Source organism: Sphingobium yanoikuyae, assembly GCF_013001025.1.
GTDB classification, from domain to species: domain Bacteria; phylum Pseudomonadota; class Alphaproteobacteria; order Sphingomonadales; family Sphingomonadaceae; genus Sphingobium; species Sphingobium yanoikuyae_A.
This window is the reverse complement of the sequence record NZ_CP053021.1, coordinates 4,152,050-4,170,000: the sequence shown is the minus strand read 5'-3', so window position 1 is coordinate 4,170,000 and position 17,951 is coordinate 4,152,050. Positions and strand designations below refer to the sequence as shown.

General features: G+C 64.6%; 11 protein-coding genes, 1 tRNA gene and 2 rRNA genes. 6 read left to right on the top strand and 8 right to left on the bottom strand.

The window, feature by feature from the left end:
• The first annotated feature begins 9 nt into the window (after window positions 1–9).
• The 3 genes from HH800_RS20145 to HH800_RS20135 all read left to right on the top strand — a co-directional run bounded on the left by HH800_RS20145 (window position 10) and on the right by HH800_RS20135 (window position 3,281).
• Window positions 10–2,801, top strand: a 23S ribosomal RNA gene (locus tag HH800_RS20145).
• Window positions 2,802–2,977: 176 nt separating this feature from the next.
• Window positions 2,978–3,092 (top strand): 5S ribosomal RNA (gene rrf, locus HH800_RS20140).
• A 112-nt stretch (window positions 3,093–3,204) separates the two neighbouring features.
• Window positions 3,205–3,281, top strand: a tRNA-Met gene (locus HH800_RS20135).
• A gap of 66 nt (window positions 3,282–3,347) precedes the next feature.
• On the opposite strand, the gene HH800_RS20130 is transcribed toward HH800_RS20135, so the two are convergent.
• From HH800_RS20130 to pgeF, 7 genes are all read right to left on the bottom strand, one after another.
• Window positions 3,348–6,065 (bottom strand): xanthine dehydrogenase family protein molybdopterin-binding subunit, encoded by a 2,718-nt coding sequence (locus HH800_RS20130; protein WP_169862099.1) that lies wholly within the window; start codon window positions 6,063–6,065, stop codon window positions 3,348–3,350.
• A complete protein-coding gene (locus HH800_RS20125) occupies window positions 6,062–6,541 on the bottom strand; it encodes a (2Fe-2S)-binding protein (protein WP_169862098.1) in 480 nt (159 codons plus the stop codon). Before HH800_RS20125 ends, HH800_RS20130 begins: the two co-directional genes overlap by 4 nt.
• Window positions 6,538–7,407 (bottom strand): FAD binding domain-containing protein, encoded by an 870-nt coding sequence (locus tag HH800_RS20120; protein ID WP_169862097.1) that lies wholly within the window; start codon window positions 7,405–7,407, stop codon window positions 6,538–6,540. Before HH800_RS20120 ends, HH800_RS20125 begins: the two co-directional genes overlap by 4 nt.
• Window positions 7,404–8,075, bottom strand: a complete 672-nt coding sequence (locus HH800_RS20115; RefSeq protein ID WP_169862096.1) for a CoxG family protein — start codon at window positions 8,073–8,075, stop codon at window positions 7,404–7,406. Before HH800_RS20115 ends, HH800_RS20120 begins: the two co-directional genes overlap by 4 nt.
• Window positions 8,075–10,162 (bottom strand): PQQ-dependent dehydrogenase, methanol/ethanol family, encoded by a 2,088-nt coding sequence (locus tag HH800_RS20110; protein WP_169862095.1) that lies wholly within the window; start codon window positions 10,160–10,162, stop codon window positions 8,075–8,077. The genes HH800_RS20115 and HH800_RS20110 overlap by 1 nt, the downstream gene beginning before the upstream one ends.
• A 153-nt stretch (window positions 10,163–10,315) precedes the next feature.
• Complete coding sequence (locus HH800_RS20105; protein ID WP_169862094.1) at window positions 10,316–11,101, bottom strand: FadR/GntR family transcriptional regulator; 786 nt, start codon at window positions 11,099–11,101, stop codon at window positions 10,316–10,318.
• 54 nt (window positions 11,102–11,155) lie between these two features.
• Entirely contained in the window at window positions 11,156–11,917 is a 762-nt protein-coding gene (gene pgeF / locus HH800_RS20100; RefSeq protein ID WP_122928398.1) for a peptidoglycan editing factor PgeF, read from the bottom strand.
• A gap of 152 nt (window positions 11,918–12,069) precedes the next feature.
• On the opposite strand from pgeF, the gene HH800_RS20095 reads away from it, so the two are divergent.
• From HH800_RS20095 to HH800_RS20085, 3 genes are all read left to right on the top strand, one after another.
• Window positions 12,070–13,632 (top strand): amino acid permease, encoded by a 1,563-nt coding sequence (locus HH800_RS20095; protein ID WP_010338621.1) that lies wholly within the window; start codon window positions 12,070–12,072, stop codon window positions 13,630–13,632.
• Window positions 13,633–13,760: 128 nt separating this feature from the next.
• Entirely contained in the window at window positions 13,761–14,159 is a 399-nt protein-coding gene (locus HH800_RS20090) for a DUF2946 family protein (protein WP_169862093.1), read from the top strand.
• Window positions 14,160–14,246: 87 nt separating this feature from the next.
• Window positions 14,247–16,415, top strand: a complete 2,169-nt coding sequence (locus HH800_RS20085; RefSeq protein WP_169862092.1) for a TonB-dependent receptor — start codon at window positions 14,247–14,249, stop codon at window positions 16,413–16,415.
• A 50-nt stretch (window positions 16,416–16,465) separates the two neighbouring features.
• Here HH800_RS20085 and HH800_RS20080 read toward each other — a convergent pair whose 3' ends face one another.
• Window positions 16,466–17,737 carry a multidrug effflux MFS transporter gene (locus HH800_RS20080; RefSeq protein ID WP_169862091.1) on the bottom strand — a complete coding sequence of 424 codons (1,272 nt, stop codon included), beginning with the start codon at window positions 17,735–17,737 and terminating at the stop codon, window positions 16,466–16,468.
• Window positions 17,738–17,951 lie beyond the last annotated feature (214 nt).

Below are 17,951 nucleotides of genomic sequence, written 5' to 3'. Positions count from 1 at the left end.
TGGACTCTCAAGCGTGAGGTAAGGGCATCTGGTGAATGCCTTGGCATGTACAGGCGATGAAGGACGTGGCACGCTGCGATAAGCGTGGGGGAGCCGTGAGCAGGCTTTGATCCCGCGATTTCCGAATGGGACAACCCACCTTCACCATTTAATTCCGTTGTCGGTTTTCCGGCCGCGTAGTTAAATGGGAGAGGTATCACTAAGCTGAATAAAATAGGCTTTGGTGAAGCGAACCCGGAGAACTGAAACATCTCAGTACCCGGAGGAAAAGACATCAACCGAGATTCCGTTAGTAGTGGCGAGCGAACGCGGACCAGGCCAGTGCCTGATGTTTAATTAGCAGAACGATCTGGAAAGTTCGGCCATAGCGGGTGACAGCCCCGTATGCGAAAATGAAACATCAGGACTTGAGTAGGGCGGAGCACGTGAAACTCTGTCTGAACATGGGGGGACCACCCTCCAAGCCTAAATACTCGTACATGACCGATAGTGAACCAGTACCGTGAGGGAAAGGTGAAAAGCACCCCGATGAGGGGAGTGAAACAGTACCTGAAACCGGATGCCTACAAGCAGTGGGAGGGTCCTTGAGACCTGACCGCGTACCTCTTGCATAATGGGTCTGTGACTTAGTGTATCAAGCAAGCTTAAGCCGTTAGGTGTAGGCGCAGCGAAAGCGAGTCTGAATAGGGCGCCATAGTTTGATGCATTAGACCCGAAACCCGGCGATCTATGCATGACCAGGTTGAAGGTGCGGTAACACGCACTGGAGGACCGAACCGTTCAATGTTGAAAAATTGTCGGATGAGTTGTGCTTAGGGGTGAAAGGCCAATCAAGCCGGGAAATAGCTGGTTCTCCGCGAAATCTATTGAGGTAGAGCGTCGAATATTTGCCGTTGGGGGTAGAGCACTGGATGGATGCGGGGGTCGCGAGATCTACCAATTCTAACCAAACTCCGAATACCAACGAGTCTAGTTCGGCAGACAGACGGCGGGTGCTAAGGTCCGTCGTCAAAAGGGAAACAGCCCTAACCTACAGCTAAGGTCCCCAAGTCATCACTAAGTGGGAAAGCATGTGGGATTTCCAAAACAACCAGGAGGTTGGCTTAGAAGCAGCCATCCTTTAAAGAAAGCGTAACAGCTCACTGGTCTAAATAAGAGATCCTGCGGCGAAGATGTAACGGGGCTAAAGTGATGCACCGAAGCTTAGGGTTCAGTCTTTGACTGAGCGGTAGCGGAGCGTTCCGTAGGCCGTTGAAGCGGAAGGGTAACCGACCGTGGAGGTATCGGAAGTGCGAATGCAGACATGAGTAGCGATTAAGAGGGTGAGATGCCCTCTCGCCGAAATTCCAAGGGTTCCTGCTTAAAGCTAATCTGAGCAGGGTAAGCCGGCCCCTAAGACGAGCCCGAAGGGGGTAGTCGATGGGAACCACGTTAATATTCGTGGGCCTGGTGGTGTGTGACGGATGCCGTAAATTGTTCGGGCTTATTGGATTGCTCCGGGCAGTGAAGGGGTCCCAGGAAATAGCCCCACCGTATAGACCGTACCCTAAACCGACACAGGTGGAATGGTAGAGTATACCAAGGCGTTTGAGAGAAGTATCCTGAAGGAACTCGGCAAATTGCCTCCGTACCTTCGGAAGAAGGAGGCCCCATCTTAAGGCAACTTTTGATGGGGGGCACAGGCCAGGGGGTAGCGACTGTTTAGCAAAAACACAGGGCTCTGCTAAGTCGGCTTCAAGACGACGTATAGGGCCTGACGCCTGCCCGGTGCCTGAAGGTTAAGAGGAGGAGTGCAAGCTCTGAATTGAAGCCCAGGTAAACGGCGGCCGTAACTATAACGGTCCTAAGGTAGCGAAATTCCTTGTCGGGTAAGTTCCGACCTGCACGAATGGCGTAACGACTTCCCCACTGTCTCCAGGATATGCTCAGCGAAATTGAATTCTCCGTGAAGATGCGGAGTACCCGCGGTTAGACGGAAAGACCCCGTGCACCTTTACTGCAGCTTCAGAGTGGCATTAGGAAAGAACTGTGTAGCATAGGTGGGAGGCTTTGAAGCATTGACGCCAGTTGATGTGGAGCCATAGGTGAAATACCACCCTGTTGTTTTCTGATGTCTAACCTCGCACCGTTATCCGGTGCAGGGACCCTCTGTGGCGGGTAGTTTGACTGGGGCGGTCGCCTCCTAAAGAGTAACGGAGGCGCGCGATGGTGGGCTCAGGACGGTTGGAAACCGTCTGTTAGAGTGCAATGGCATAAGCCCGCCTGACTGCGAGACTGACAAGTCGAGCAGAGACGAAAGTCGGTCATAGTGATCCGGTGGTCCCTCGTGGAAGGGCCATCGCTCAACGGATAAAAGGTACGCCGGGGATAACAGGCTGATGATTCCCAAGAGCTCATATCGACGGAATCGTTTGGCACCTCGATGTCGGCTCATCACATCCTGGGGCTGGAGCAGGTCCCAAGGGTTTGGCTGTTCGCCAATTAAAGTGGTACGTGAGCTGGGTTCAGAACGTCGCGAGACAGTTTGGTCCCTATCTGCCGTGGGCGTCGAAATTTGAGAGGAGTTGACCCTAGTACGAGAGGACCGGGTTGAACATACCTCTGGTGTACCTGTCGTCACGCCAGTGGCGCAGCAGGGTAGCTATGTATGGACGGGATAACCGCTGAAAGCATCTAAGCGGGAAGCCTCCCTCAAGATAAGATTTCATCGAGCCGTCGTAGACCACGACGTTGATAGGCTGGATGTGGAAGTGCGGTAACGCATGGAGCTAACCAGTCCTAATTGCTCTGTTCGCGCTTAAGAGTCCCACCATCAACGACAATGCTGGAAACAGCTAAGACGCTGATGGCGTGGTGTTAAGCCAGCCCAGATATACGAACATACAAACTCAAAAGCTCTTGTTGTTCACTTTCCCAAGTGAAAGTGAATAGTGCACGGTATCGATTAAAAACCCGCAGTTATGCGCCTGCTTCATTGCTTGGTGACCATAGCGTCTGTGACCCACCCGATCCCATCCCGAACTCGGCCGTGAAACCAGTCTGCGCCGATGGTACTATTGCTCAAGCACTGGAAGAGTAGGGCGTCGCCAGGCATTGAAGCACGCGCATAGCAACGGATCAAAAACCCATCACAATGTTACAAAACAGGGCGGCCCGCAAAGCCGCCCTTTTTGCATGTCAGGGCCACACAAAAACGCCCAGTGTCGCGGGATGGAGCAGCCCGGTAGCTCGTCAGGCTCATAACCTGAAGGTCGTAGGTTCAAATCCTACTCCCGCAACCAACTTCACAGCATAGCACACACACACCGCCTCGGTTCATTCCGCGGCGGCTTTTTTATGCCCGGAAATCATCGCACCCGAGCGCCCCGCACCTTGGCGGTGCCGAACAGCCCCATCCTGCACTTGCCGCTCACGCTGTCGCCGGCAAAGACCAGCGCATATTTAAGCGTGATCGCCATCGGCCTGGTCACCTTCATCTCCCAGCGGACCTGATCGCCGCTCACCGTCCCGGCAAAATCCTGCGAGCCCTGATCCGCCTCCAGTCGCCCGGTCACCCGGTCGCCCGAAACCTCGAAATGCGCCACCATCGGCTGCGGCCCCATCGGCGTCGCCAGCACCAGCTTCCACGCGCCGTCGATCCCGACCGGGACGGCCGGCGCGACCGTCGAGGCGGTGGGCGCTACCGGGGCAGGGGTATCGACCTCCGGCGCCCGATGGTCGGGATGGAAGCGGCTGACCGGACGTTCGGGCCAGGGCTGCCCTTCGATCACGGTCATCAGCTTGTCCGGCGTCAGCGGCAGATCCACCGGAACCTCGCCGAACGGCGCCAGCGCATCGGCGATTGCATTGACCAGGGTCGGTGGGCCGATGATGCAGCCGCCCTCGCCAACGCCGCGAAAACCGCCTTCGGCCTGCGAGGGCGTATCGGCGTGGACATATTCGAAATCGGGCACGTCGAAGATTGTCGGCAGCGCATAATCCTTGAAGGTCGCCGCCGTCGGATTGCCCTGTGCATCGCGCGCGGCATCCTCCAGCAGCACGCTGCCGATCGCCTGGGCCAGGCCGCCGGCAATCTGCCCCTCGACCACCGCAGGGTTGATCATCACCCCGCAATCCTCGCTGCTGACCCAGCGCCGGATGCTGACGAAGCCGGTGTCGGCATCGACCTCGACGATGCAGGCATGGGCTGCGCTGGTGAAGGTCATGGGCGGCGGATCATAGCGATATTGCGCTTCCAGCCCCGTCTCCATGCCCGGCAGCATCCGTCCCGGTTCGCCATAGGCGATCTCGGCAATTTCGCGCAGCGTTCGCCGCATCTCCGGCGCGCCGGCGACATGGACCATCCCGTCCGCCAGGCTGATCGCCTCCGGACTGGCGTTGAGCAGATGGGCGGCCACCACCTTCACCTTGTCGGCGAGCAGGCGCCCGGCCCGGATCGCCGCACCGCCGCCGATCACCCCCTGACGGCTGCCGCCCGCGCCGGGACCGAAGCCGCCGCGCGAACTGTCGCCGTCGAAGATGGTGACATCCTCGATTGGCACGCCCAGCTGCTCGGCGATGCATTGAGCCATCGTCGTCTGGGTGCCATGGCCCTGCGAATGGACGCTCATCACCGCGACCACCCGTCCGGTCGGCTCGATCCGCAGCTGCGCCAGCTCGCCGGTCATCACCGCGATGCTGCCGGCCGCGCCGGTCGGTTCGATATAGGCGGCGAGGCCCAGGCCCAGATAGCGCCCCTGTGCCCGCGCCGCGGCCTGCTCCGCGCGGAAGGCGGGCACGTCCACCACCGCCAGCAGTTTCTCCAGACATTGCGCCGGCGTGATATCCTCGCGCGGGATGCCGAGCGGCGTGACCGACGGCTGGTCGGCAGCGGTGCAGAGGTTGCGGCGACGGATTTCGATCGGATCGATGCCGATCTGCCGCGCCGCCCGGTCGAGCAAGGTCTCGCGCGCCAGCGTCTCGATCGCCCAGGGGCCGCGATAGGCGGCCAGCCCCGGCGTGTTGCTGTACCAGCCGCGCGACACGAAGCTGTAGGCGGGGATATTATAGGCCGCCCACAGGAACATATGGACGGCGATATTGGCGTCCGCCCCCATCGGATAGGCGCCATTGTTGAGCGCATAATCGGCATGGCTGGCGATCAGCCGCCCGTCCGTGTCGAAGGCGGCGCGCAATGTCATCTCCTGCTCGCGCGCCTGGTTGGCGGCGGTCAGATTCTCGATCCGGTCCTCGATCCACTTGACTGGCCGGCGCAGCAGCATGGCGGCAAGGATGGCGGACACCTCCTCCATCCAGGGATGATTCTTGAGGCCGAAGGAGCCGCCGACATCCTTGGCAATCACCCGCACGCTCAGCCCCGGCCGGTCGAGCGCCAGCGTCAGCCAGCGCGCCACCAACTGCGGCCCGGCGCAGGTGATATGGACCAGCAATTCGCTCTCGCCCTGCAGGCTCGCCACCACGCCGCGCGTCTCCATCGGCGACTGGGCGATGCGCTGATGGCGGATCGACTGGCTGACCAGATGCGGCGCGCCCGTCAGCAGCGCCTCCAGCGCGGCATCGGCGTCCTCCTCGCCCATCAGCGCGGCGACATTGTCGTCGGTGTCGAGATGCACCCGTGGGCCAAGGCGCGCATCGTCCAGCGTGACGACGGCGGTTTCCTCGGCATAATCGACCAGGACCAGGCTGGCGGCATCCTCGGCCAGATAGCGATCATCGGCGATCACCAGCGCGACCGGATGGCCGACATAGGCGACCCGCCCGTCGGCCAGCGGGGTCATCGCCACCTCCACCGGGCCGAGGAAGAAACTCAGCATGGTGACGCCGAACGGCGCCAGATCCGCCTGGGTCAGCACCGCATGGACGCCGGGCTGGGCGCGTGCGACATCGGTATCGATCGACCGGATCGTGCCGCGCGCGATCGGGCTGCGGACGAAGGCGGCGTGCAGCATGCCGGGCAGGATGATATCGTCGACGAAGCTGCCGCGCCCGGTCAGCAGCCGGCCATCCTCCTTGCGCGGCACGCGCTGGCCGATGAAGCGCTGCGCGGAAATCGGCGGCGCGTTCATGGCGCACCATCCTCCGCCGCCAGTTGCCGGATCGCGCGGCGTATCCCCTGATAGCCGGTGCAGCGGCACAGATGGCCGGACATGGCCTCGGTCATCGCCTCTTCGTCGGGGCGAGAGTCATCCGCACGGAGCGCGGCCAGGGTCATGACGATGCCGGGCGTGCAGAAACCGCATTGCAGGCCATGGCAATCCTTGAGCGCCTGCTGCACCGGATGGAGCGTGCCGTCGGCCGCCGCCAGCCCCTCGACCGTGGTCAGGCTGCATCCATCGGCCTGCACCGCCAGCATCAGGCAGGATCGCACCGCGCGCCCGTCTACGATCACGGTACAGGCGCCGCACACCCCCTGCTCGCAGCCGACATGCACGCCGGTATAGCCCGCCGCCTCGCGCAGCCAGTCGCTCAGCGTCAGCCGCCCGTCGACCAGCCCGCGATGCTGCTGGCCGTTCACCGTCATCGAAATGCGATGCTCGCTCATGCCGCCAGCCTCCGGTCGAGCGCCTGCGCCAGGCTGCTGGCAAAGATGCGCCGGCCGACGCTGCGTCGATAGGCGGCGCTGGCATGGCCATCGTCGAACGGCGCGCTGTCGGCGATCGCCAGATCGGCAATGGCCTGCACATCAACTCGGTCGATCGCCTGGCCGACCAGCGCCTGCTCCGCCTGCCGCGCGCGCATCGGTGTCGGCCCCATGCCGAACCAGGCGATGCCCGCCCGCTCGATCCGGCCTTCCGCGATCGCCAGCGCGCCGACCAGCCCGACCAGTGCGAAATCGCCGGGCCGCCGCGCTACTTCGCGGAACAGCGGCACCGCATCCGCCGGCCAGGCCGGATAATCGATCGCCACCAGCATCTCGTCCGGCGCGATCGCGGTCGCATAGGGACCAAGATAGAGGGCGTCGGCGGCCATGGTCCGCGCGCCGCGCACCGATCGCAGGGTCATGGAGGCCCCCAGCGCCACCGCCGTCGCCGGCATCTCGGCCGCCGGTTCACCCAGCGCGATCGATCCGCCGATCGTCCCGCGATTGCGGGTCTGGTGATGGCCGACATGGGCCAGCGCCGTGACGAAGACGGGCAAGGCCTGCGCCAGCAGGGGATGGACCAGCGCATCGGCCTGCCGGGTCGCCGCGCCGATCCGCAGGCCGCCGGCGTGGGCGGCGATGCCCTGCAATTCGGGCAGATGGCCGATGTCGATCAGGATGAAGGGCTGGCTCATGCGCAGCGCCAGCAACGGCATCAGCGTCTGGCCGCCCGCCAGCAATTGTGCGCCGCCGCCGGCCTCGGCAAGCAGCGTGCAGGCATGGTCGATGCTGGTGGCGCGGACATAGTCGAACGGCGCGGGCTTCATCGCCGCCCCCTGCGCCCGGCCTCGAACCCGGCCAGCGCCGTCACCGCCAGCAACAGGCCGATCGCTACCATGCCGGTGCCCGCCACGCCGCTGCGCTCCAGCAGCACCCCGGTCGCCAGCGCCAGCAAAAGCGCGATGATCCAGCCCCAGGGATGGCCGCCCGCCGATGGAGCGGCCAGCACCGGCGCCGTCACCGCCGCGACCGGACCATCCTCCGCCGGCGCGTCTGCGCCGCTGACCACTGCGTTGAAGTTACGGAAGAATTGCCCCGCAAGCTGCTTCGCCGTGGCGTCGATGATCGGTCCACCCAGCTGCGCCAGCCGGCCGCCAACCTCGGCCTCGACCGCATAGGACAGGCGCGTGGCCCGGCCATCGGCGGCCAGCGTCACCTTCGCGCCGCCACGGGCATGGCCCACCGTGCCGCCCTGGCCCTCATCGCTGATGCGATAGCCATTGGGGGCGTCGATCTCCGACAGGGTGACGGTGCCGGCAAAGCGCGCGCCGATCGGCCCGATCTTCACCGCGATCTCGGCCCGCAACCGGTCCCCGCCGTCACGCTCCAGCGACTGGCAGCCGGGAATGCACTGGCGCAGCACCGCCGGATCATTGAGCGCCTGCCATACCGCGTCGCGCGGCGCGGCGATCCGCTCCTCGCCGGTCATCTGCATCAGAAGCGCGCCGCCGTGGGCGTGTCGGTGTCGGGCTTGCGCGTGCCCAGCGCCTCGCGCGCGGTGGCGCGCAGATAGGACCAGATATTGTGGATCTGCGCCTTGCCCAGCGGGAAGCGCGGCATGCCCCGTTCGGCCAGCGCGCCCTCCTGCACCACCTGGTAGAAATTCTCCTCCGACAGCGACAGGGCGGATTCGCGCAGGTCCGGTCCCGGTGCGCCGGCCCCCTTGAACGCCATGCCGTGGCAGGCGCCGCAGATGAAACCCATCTCCTTGCCCGCGGCCACCGCCTTTTCGTCCAGCACGATGCCGGGATCGTCGAGCGCATGGACCGCCATGTCGCGCGGCGGGGAGGGGGCGAGCCGCGCCTTGCCGCCGATCGCGAAGCTCAGCAAGCGGCGGGGCTGGGCGCCATATTTCCAGCCGACATTCAATATCTCGCTGGCCGCTGCCGTGGTGCCCCCCCAGCCGACCAGCAGCGACACATATTGAGTATCGCCGATGGCATAGCTCATCGGGGCGCCGATGATCCCCAGCCCCGCATTGAACCGCCACAATTCCTTGCCGCTCGCCGCATCATGGGCGCGGACATAGCCGTCGGCCGTCCCCTGGAACACCAGCCCGCCGGCCGTCGCCAGCGTCCCGCCATTCCACAGATGGGGCCGCGTCATGCGCCAGCGTGCCTTCTGCGCCACCGGGTCCCACGCCAGCAGCGCGCCGGTCAGGTCGTCCTTGTCGCGCTTTTCCGTAATGAAGCTAGCGCTGGCCCCGGTGATGCTGGCCAGGAATCCCTTGTCCGCCTTCGCGTAGCGGGCGCCGGCCTGCATATAGGGGATATAGGCCAGCCCCGTCTGCGGGCTGTAGCTCATCGCCTGCCAGTTATGGCTGCCCAATGTGCTGGGATAGATGTCGACCGGCCCGTCCTGATAATGGACGTTGGCGGTTTCCACCGGGCGTCCCGTGGCCATGTCGATATGGCTGGCCCAACTCACCTTGCCGACCTTCTCGGCCGAGATGAGTTTTCCGGTCTCGCGGTCCAGCACATAGAAGAAGCCGTTGGTCGGCTGCTGCATCAGCACTTGGCGCGGCCGGCCGTCGATCGTCACGGTCGCGGCGATCATGTTGGCCGTCGCCTTGTAATCCCAGCTTTCGCGGGGGTTCTGCTGATAATGCCAGATATATTGGCCGCTATCGGCATCCAGCGCGACGATCGAGGCGACGAACAGATTGTCGCCGCCGCCCGGACTGCGCTTTTCCGGGTCATAAGGGCCGGCATTGCCGACGCCCAGATAGATGCGGTTGAGCTCCGGGTCGAAGGTCATGCCGTTCCACACCGTGCCGCCGGTGCCGGTCTTCCAGTAGGAACCGTTCCAGCTCTTGGCCGCCATTTCCATCACCGGGTCGCCGGCATTCTGCTCCGGGCTGCCCGGCACCGTCCAGAAGCGCCAGACCTGCGCCCCGGTTTTCTGGTCATAGGCGGTGACGAAGCCGCGCTGGCCGATGTCGGCGCCGCCATTGCCGATGATGACCTTGCCGTTGAAGGTGCGCGGCGCGCCGGTCAGGCTGTGCATCGTGCCGGGCGGCAGCGTGTTGACGCTCCAGGCGACCGCGCCGGTCCTGGCATCCAGCGCGATCAGTCGGCCATCGAGCACGCCGATGAAGATGCGGCCATTATCGTAAGCGACACCGCGATTGACGCCCATGCCCATCGCCTGCCGGGTCGGATTGACCTTCCAGATTTCCGGATCATATTTCCAGATCAGCCTGCCGCTCGCCCCGTCGACGGCATAGACCGCGCCATAGCTGCCGCTGAAATAGAGGATGCCGTTCACCGCCAGCGGGGTCGCCTCCAGCGATACCTCGCCCTCCAGGTCGAGTGACCAGGCCAGGCCCAGCTTGCGGATATTGGCGGTGTTGATCGCGCTCAGCTGGCTATAGCCGCTCTCGTCGGCGCTGCCGCCGACGCCCGGCCAGTCGGCCCCCGTGCCGGTCTGCATCGCCTGCTGCGCCACCAGCCCCGCGGCCGACGCCGCCAGCGCAAGTCCCGCCACCGTCCGCACCAGAAACAGCCCGCGTGTCCCCCGCATCCGCTCTCTCCCGTCCTGCCCGCTTGCCGCGAAGCCTGTTTGACTGAACAGGTGTTTAGTTTTTGTCGCTCAGCCGGTCAAGCAGGCGCGGGCCATCGCCCGCGGGCATCGCCCCGGTGCTGTCATCATCGCTGTCAATTTGCCCTGTCGGGATCAGTCCGCGCCGGGGGCAAAGCGGGCGCGGGTCGATTGCGCCGCCTTGCGCGCTTCCTCGACCGCTGCCTCCTCGGTCGCGAACAGCAGATGGTCGATCACCGCCGCCAGATGGCCGCGCATCGCTGCCCGCGCCGCCGCCGGATCGCGCGCCCGGATCGCCTGGGCGATGACGCGATGTTCCTCGACCACCGGCGTTACCTTGGCGGCACGGGCCTTGGCGAGCAGCAGCCGGGATTCCGGCGCGCTCGCCCGCATTTCCCACAGCCGAGCGACACTGTCGACCAGCGCCGCGTTGCGCGTCGCCTGCGCGATCAGCATGTGGAATTGCTGGTCGACCGCATAGGCATCGCCATCGCGCAGATTCTCGCTGGCGATCTGCGCGACCAGCCGGTCCAGTTCGTCCAGTTCGTCCGGCCGGGCATGGAGCGCCGCCAGCGCTGCCGCCTCGCCCTCGATCGCCAGTCGCGCCTCCATCAGTTCGAAGGCGGTGATGCTGAACCGTGGCGTCTCGGTCGCCTGGCGATCGGCGCCGGGAATCCGCACCACATAGGCGCCCGATCCGACCCGCACCTCGACCAGTCCCTGCACCTCCAGCGCGATGATCGCCTCGCGCACGGTCGGGCGGCTGACATCATGCTCGATCGCCAGCTCGCGCTCGGGCGGCAGCCGGTCGCCCACGGCATAGCGGCCACCCGCCAGGTCCGCGAGCAACCGCCGGGCCAGTTGCTGATAAAGGCGGCTGCCATCGCCGACGTCCGGCAGGGTCTGGGAAGAACTGGTCATGTCAGCCCCTCTCATGCGCTACTCTGTCCGGCTTTTGAAGCCCCTCAGCCGGGTTCAGCTGGGTAAGGCGATCATCGATATCTGCCGGCCATAATCGCTTTCCTGCGCATGGCAGGACCGGCGATAGCTGAAGAAGCGATCGGCCTGGCTATAGGTGTCCTCGTCCAGCAGGCTGATCCGGCCGATCCCCGCCGCCTGCAGCCGCGACGCGACATAGGCGGCAATGTCAAACTGGCAGTGGCCGGCGCGCCCGGCGCTGAAGAATCGCGCATTGTCCGCGTCGTCCCGCTCGAACCGTTCGGCAAAGTCCAAAGTCACCTCATAGGAAGCACGCCCGATGCAGGGGCCGATGGCGCAGGCAATGCCCGCACGCGTCGCGCCCAGCATCTCCATCGCCGCGATCGTCCGGTCGGTGACGCCGCTGATCGCGCCCTTCCAGCCGGCATGGGCCGCGCCGATCACGCCGGCTTCCCGGTCGGCGAACAGCACCGGCACGCAGTCGGCGGTCAATATGCCCAGGATCAGCCCCGGCGTGCGCGTCACCATCGCATCCGCCTCGGGCCGTTCATCCTCGGCGATCGGCGCGGTCACGGTCACCACATCGGGCGAATGGACCTGCCGCACCGTCACCAGCGTCGCGCCGGGCAGCAGCGCGTCGCGCGCCAGATCGCGGTTGCGCAGGATCGCCAGCCGGTCGTCCTCAGATCCCAGCCCGACATTCAAACCGGCGCACACCCCGGTCGATACGCCCCCCTGTCGTCCGGCAAAGCCATGCGGGACATCGCCCAGCGCGGGCGCCCGCAGCAACTCGATCATAAAATTTCCTTCGCGCGTTCAGTGAAGAAGCATGTCTCAGAAGCGCAACATACTTGCGCATGGCGGATTAGGCGATAGTCTCCCGTCCCACAGAAAAGGGGGGGCGGCTTGCGCGTCGCCCGGGCAGAAGACTCCAATAAAGGGTTTCATTGATGATTTTCGGGCGCGTTAAGCCTCTCGACGCCATATTGGCGACGGCAGAGAAAAAATCACTGCATCGCTCACTGGGCGCATTCCAACTCACCATGCTGGGCATCGGCGCCGTCATCGGCACCGGCATTTTCGTGCTGACGGCCGAAGCCGCGCAAAAGGCGGGGCCGGGCATGATGCTCTCCTTCGTCATTGCCGGCTTCGTCTGCGCGGTCGCCGCGCTCTGCTATGCCGAAATGGCCGCCATGGTCCCGGTCTCGGGTTCGGCCTATACCTATAGCTACGCTGTGATGGGCGAACTCATCGCCTGGATGGTCGGCTGGGCGCTGATCCTCGAATATGCGGTCGCCGCCGGCGCCGTGTCGGTGGGCTGGTCCGGCTATGTGGTCGGCCTCATTGAACATACCTTCCATCTCGACATACCCGATCTGCTGACGCGCGGGCCGTTCGATGGCGGCATGGTCAATTTGCCGGCGATGCTGATCGCGTCGCTCGTCACCTGGCTGCTGGTCATCGGCACCAAGGAAAGCGCCACCGTCAACGCGGTGCTGGTCGCGATCAAGGTGTCGGCGCTGACCCTGTTCATCGTCCTGTCGGTGCCGGTCATGAACATGAAGGGCTTCACCCCGTTCATGCCGCTCGGCTTCTCGGGCGTGTCGGCCGCTGCCGCCTCGATCTTCTTCGCCTATGTCGGCTTCGACGCGGTTTCGACCGCAGCGGAGGAAACCAAGAATCCGCAGCGCAACATGCCGATCGGTCTGATTGGCTCGCTCGCCATCTGCACCATCTTCTACATGCTGGTGGCCGCCGGCGTGATCGGCACCGTCGGCGCACAGCCGGTCTATGGCCCGGCCGGCGAAGTCCTCGCCCCCGGTTCGACCGCCCTGTCGCAGCAGTGCGCCGCCCTGGCCGCTGCCGGCACCGAAGCCGTCACCTGCTCGAAGGAAGCGCTGGCCTGGACCCTGCGTGAAATCGGCTGGCCCCAGATCGGCAACCTGCTCGGCCTCGCCGCCGGCCTGGCCCTGCCTTCGGTCATCCTGATGATGATGTTCGGCCAGACCCGCATCTTCTTCGTCATGAGCCGCGACGGCCTGCTGCCGGAACTCTTCTCGAAGGTGCATCCGACCTACAAGACGCCGCACGTCATCACCATCCTGACCGGCATCTTCGTGGCGCTGTTCGCGGCCTTCTTCCCGGTCGGCATTCTGGCGGACATCTCCAACTCGGGCACGCTCTTCGCCTTCGCCGCCGTGTCGATCGCGGTGATGCGCCTGCGCAAGACCGATGCGGACCGCAAGCGTCCGTTCCGCACTCCGGCCATCTACATCACCGCGCCGATCGCCATCGCCGGCTGCGCCTATCTCTTCTGGAGCCTGGGCGTCGAAACCAAGCTGATGTTCGTCGGCTGGGCGACGCTCGGCCTGATCGTCTATTTCGCCTATAGCCGCAGCCGCAGCCATGTCGGCCGGGGCGTGGTCGATGTGGCGGAGGCTGGCGCGGGCATCCCGCCCCAGCCGGTGCCGCCGCTGCCGGGCGCGCACACGCCGGGCGGCCAGGACGCCTGATCGGCCTGACGATCGATGGAAGGAAGGGGCGGGAAACCGCCCCTTTTTTCTTGGGTGCCGCTGCCGGCCCGACCCCTGCGACCTTTTGTCTTGGTGACAGGCGGCGGGGGCCGGGCTAGGCCGTCCCCATGGGGAGCCTGCGCGTCTATCTTCAGCAGCATCGGGGGCAAGCGCTGGCGCTTGTCCTGCTGGCGCTGTGCATGAAGGCCTTGCTGCCCGGTGGCTTCATGCTGGCGCAGCAGCAGCGCACCCTGGTCATCCAGTTCTGCCATGACGCCGCGATCGGCAGTACTGCCTCGCAACTGATCGTCCCGTTGCAGGCCGATCCCGATCATCAGCCGGCCGACGCGGCCAAGCGCACATGTCCCTATGGCGCTCTCTCCATGGCCTCGCTCGGTGGCATTGATCCGCTGATCCTGGAGCTGGCGATCGCCTTCGCGCTGCTGCTCGGCTTCGCGCCGGTGCGGCCGCCGGCGCTCGTGCGCGCGGGTCATCTGCGCCCCCCTTTGCGCGGACCACCCGCCTGATCTGACCATCGCCGTGCAGCCGCGCGGCCTTTCTTTCAGATCAAGCGCCCCTGCCGCGAAGGCAAGCGCGCGCAAACAGGGTTTCCGATGAAGACATCTCTCGTCGCAATCGCCGCATCGCTGGCATTGCTCCCCACCCATGTCGCCGCGCAGGACAGCCTGCCGGCCGATACCCCCACCATCGATGACGCGGCCCCGCCGCTCCAGACCCGCTTCGACGGAGCGTCGCTCGATATCGGCAGCGCGCCGCTCAACGGCGCCCGGCTCGGTAGCGGCACATTGCGCCGCCGGGCCCTGTCGAGCAGCGACACCGCTGCCATCCTCGCCAGCCTGCCCGGCGTCGCGGCCAATGGCGGCGGCGGCTTTTCCTCCATGCCGGCGCTGCGTGGCCTGACCGAACAGCGGATTCGCATCACGCTTGACGGTATCCCGGTCGACATCGCCTGCCCCAACGACATGAACACGCCGCTTTCCTATACCGATCCGCAGACGGTCGGCAGCATCGCGGTGGTGCCGGGTGTCTCGCCGGTCAGCATGGGCGGCGACAATATCGCCGGCATCATCGCCGTCGAAAGCGCGATGCCGAGCTTCGCCGTCGATGGCGGCACCTTGGTCACGGGCGAGGCCTCCAGCTTCTATCGCCGCAATGGCGATGCTTTTGGCGGCGGCGTCACGCTGACGGTCGCGGGCAAGCGGATCAGCGCCACCTATAGCGGCTCCTACACCCAGTCCGACAATTATGACGGTGGCGGCAACCGGGGCGTGGTGCGTTCGACCGAATATGCCAAGACCGACCATCAACTGGCGCTCGCCGCTCAGAACCGTCTCGGCCTGTTTGAGCTGAAGGGCGGCTATCATTTCTCGCCCTATGAGGGCTTCCCAAACCAATATATGGACATGACCTCGAACAGGTCCTGGTTCCTCAACGGCCGCTATCGCGGCACCTTCGCCTGGGGCGATGTCGATGCCAGCGTCGGCTATCGCGACACCGCCCATCGGATGGACTTCCTCGCCGACAAGCAGCCCGGCGCCATGCCGATGAACACGCAAATTCACAGCTTCACCTCGGCGATGAAGCTGAGCCTGCCGGTCGGCCCGCACGATACGCTGCGCGTGGGCGGCGATTATCAGCATCAGGGCATGGACGACTGGTGGCCGCCGGTCGCCGGATCGATGATGATGGGCCCCAATCCCTATATCAACATCAACAATGGCCGGCGCGACCGGCTGGGCCTGTTCGGCGAATGGGAATCGCACTGGACCGATCGGCTCTCCACCTCGATCGGCGCGCGCTTCGATCGGGTGCGGATGAATACGGGCGACGTCCAGCCCTATGGCACCGGCATGATGAACATGGCGGACTCCATGGCGGCCGAAGCCTTCAATGCGCGCAGCCATCGCCGCACCGACAACAACTGGAGCGCGACCGCACTGGCGAGCTGGCAGGCGTCCGACCTGCTCGCCTTTGAACTGGGCTATGCCCACAAGAGCCGCGCGCCCAATCTCTACGAACGCTATGCCTGGGGCCGGGGTGCGATGGCCAGCCAGATGATCGGCTGGTATGGCGACGGCAATGGCTATGTCGGCAATCTCGACCTCAAGTCGGAACAGGCCGACACCGTCAGCGCCGCGCTGCGTCTGACCGCGAAGGGCGGGGCGACGCTGAAGATCTCGCCCTATTATACCCGCGTGAACGACTATATCGACGCGGTCCATCTTCAGGATCTGACCGACATGATGGGCATGCCCAGCGGCTTCGTGCAGCTGCAATTCGCCAATCAGGATGCTGAATTTTACGGCGTCGATGTCAGCGCCAGCGTGCCGCTCCAGCGCAGCGCCCATGCCGAAACCAGCTTCACCGCCAGCGCTGCTTATGTCCATGGCCGCAATCTGTCGGATGGCGGCCCGCTCTATCGCCAGATGCCGCTCGACCTGAAGATGGGCCTCGCCCATCGCATCGACGCGCTGGAACTGGGCGCGGATGTCGAATTTGTCGCCGACAAGAATCGCGTCGACGCCACCCGCAACGAACCGCGCACGCGCGGCTATGCACTGGTCGACTTGCGCGCCGGCTATACGTTGCCGCTTTGGGCCAAGGGGCTGAAGCTGACGGTCGAGGCGAAGAATCTCTTCGACGCCGGCTATGACCTGCCGCTCGGCGGCATGTCACTGGGCGATTATGGCGCGACCGGCACGCTGCGCCCGGTGCCGGGCATGGGCCGCTCGATCAATCTGGGCCTCAGCACGCGCTTCTGACGAACCGGCCGGGCGCATCGCATCGGTGCGCCCGGCCCCTTATCCATCTATCAGTGCATTGCCTCATAATCCTCGCGCAGCGCGTTGAGGTGCGGCCGGGTGAACAGCTTTCCGCGCTCCGCCCAGAAGACGATCAGCAATGATCCCGATCCGAACACCAGCAGCCCCAGCGTGAAGGGCAGGGTGGTCCCGTCGAAGGCGCGACCGACCAGGCTGCCCAGCGCGCTCGACACCGCGGTCGTCAGGAACGCCTGGAAGGAGGAGGCGACGCCCGCTCCCTTGGAGAAGGGCTCCATCGAGATCGCGCTGAAATTGGACGCGGTGAACGCCACCGTCATCATCGTCATCGCCTGCAGGACCATGAAGGTGACGATCGTTTCCTGTCCGGCCAGGATCACCGCCAGATGCACCGCCGCGATCAGGATGAAGGCGATCAGTGCGCTCTGGCTCAGCCGCCGCGCACCGAAGCGCGAGACAAGCCGGCTGTTGACTAGGCTGCCGATCCCCATGCTGCCGGCGATCGTCGCAAAGGCGAGGGGGAAGATCTTCTGCGCATGGAACACGTCGAAGAAGATCTGCTGCACCGACAGGATGAAGCCAATGAGGCCGCTCATCACCACGCCGCTCGCCAGCATGTAACCGATCGAGCTGCGCGTGCGGAAGATCGTGCCGACCGTCTGGAGGATGGTGCGCGGGTTGATGCGGATGCGATTGTCGGGATGCAGCGTCTCGGGCAGGCGGATCGCCATCCAGCCCAGGATCGCGGTCGCCAGGATCGCCAGCACCCAGAAGATCCAGCGCCACGGCGCGATCCACAATATCGCCTGGCCGAAACTGGGCGCCATCACCGGGATCAGCATGAACACCGCGAAGATCAGCGACATGACCCGCGCCATCGCGTCGCCCTTGAACCGGTCGCGGATGATGCCGACGGTGATGACGCGGCTCGCCCCGGCAAAGAAGCCGGCGCTGGTGCGCGCGATCAGCAACATGGTGAAGCTGTGCGCCCCGGCACAGGCGATCGAGGACAGGATGAACAATATCATCGCCCCGCCCAGCACCTTCTTGCGCCCGAACTGGTCGGACAGCACGCCGAACAGCAGCGATCCTACGCCCAGCCCCATGAAATAGAAGCTGATGATCAGCTGCCGGTCATTGGGGTTGGCGATATACAGGTCGCGGCCGATATCGGGCAGGGCCGGTAGCATCGGGTCGATTGACAGCGCGTTCATCGCCATCAGGCACGCACACAGCAGCACGAACTCGCGGAAATGAATATCCTTTGCGGCAGGCTGCGCGCCCATGGGGGAATTTTCGGCCATCACTGGCCTATGCGGACAATCGCCCGGCGGCGCCAGCCCCAACGCGCTTATTTCCGCCCCTCATCGCCCACCTGTCATCGCCCGCCGGGCATTAACCCTGCCGCATCCAGCAGCTTCGGGCAAACTGCGCAAATATGCCGATTTTGCCGTTAACCATTTTTTACGGCCTGCCGGGCATTCTGCCCCCACTCGCAAACCAAAGGTTGGAACATTG

Bases quoted from the DNA above. Each gene is read 5' to 3' on its own strand.
- HH800_RS20125 (WP_169862098.1), bottom strand. From the start codon at position 6,541: ATGAGCGAGCATCGCATTTCGATGACGGTGAACGGCCAGCAGCATCGC.
- HH800_RS20090 (WP_169862093.1), top strand. From the start codon at position 13,761: ATGGGGAGCCTGCGCGTCTATCTTCAGCAGCATCGGGGGCAAGCGCTG.
- pgeF (WP_122928398.1), bottom strand. From the start codon at position 11,917: ATGATCGAGTTGCTGCGGGCGCCCGCGCTGGGCGATGTCCCGCATGGC.
- HH800_RS20080 (WP_169862091.1), bottom strand. From the start codon at position 17,737: ATGGCCGAAAATTCCCCCATGGGCGCGCAGCCTGCCGCAAAGGATATT.
- HH800_RS20110 (WP_169862095.1), bottom strand. From the start codon at position 10,162: ATGCGGGGGACACGCGGGCTGTTTCTGGTGCGGACGGTGGCGGGACTT.
- HH800_RS20115 (WP_169862096.1), bottom strand. From the start codon at position 8,075: ATGCAGATGACCGGCGAGGAGCGGATCGCCGCGCCGCGCGACGCGGTA.
- HH800_RS20120 (WP_169862097.1), bottom strand. From the start codon at position 7,407: ATGAAGCCCGCGCCGTTCGACTATGTCCGCGCCACCAGCATCGACCAT.
- HH800_RS20095 (WP_010338621.1), top strand. From the start codon at position 12,070: ATGATTTTCGGGCGCGTTAAGCCTCTCGACGCCATATTGGCGACGGCA.
- HH800_RS20105 (WP_169862094.1), bottom strand. From the start codon at position 11,101: ATGACCAGTTCTTCCCAGACCCTGCCGGACGTCGGCGATGGCAGCCGC.
- HH800_RS20085 (WP_169862092.1), top strand. From the start codon at position 14,247: ATGAAGACATCTCTCGTCGCAATCGCCGCATCGCTGGCATTGCTCCCC.
- HH800_RS20130 (WP_169862099.1), bottom strand. From the start codon at position 6,065: ATGAACGCGCCGCCGATTTCCGCGCAGCGCTTCATCGGCCAGCGCGTG.